This is a genomic window from Stenotrophomonas sp. GbtcB23 (genome assembly GCF_019091045.1).
Taxonomy (GTDB): Bacteria; Pseudomonadota; Gammaproteobacteria; order Xanthomonadales; family Xanthomonadaceae; genus Stenotrophomonas; species Stenotrophomonas rhizophila_A.
In genome coordinates this window covers 1-236 of record NZ_JAGXKC010000687.1, presented here as the reverse complement: position 1 = coordinate 236, position 236 = coordinate 1, and the positions used below count along the sequence as shown (strand labels likewise).

Sequence of the window (236 nt, the reverse complement as noted above, 5' to 3'; positions counted from 1 at the left end):
TCTGCCCGAATACCGTGGGCAGCGGCGTGAACGTCAACGGCGCCTTTGCCGAATACATGGTGATGCCGGCCAGCAACCTGTGGCCGATCCCCGTCCAGATCCCGTCCGAGCTGGCCGCCTTCTTCGACCCGTACGGCAATGCCGCGCACTGCGCGCTGGAATTCGGCGTGATCGGCGAAGACGTGCTGATCACCGGGGCGGGCCCGATCGGGGTCATCGCCGCCGGCATCTGCAAG

1 pseudogene is annotated in these 236 nt (G+C 66.9%); it reads left to right on the top strand.

The features are described 5' to 3' along the window. Nucleotides 1-236 (top strand): annotated as a pseudogene (locus KVS69_RS20580) (L-threonine 3-dehydrogenase); the annotation flags it as partial.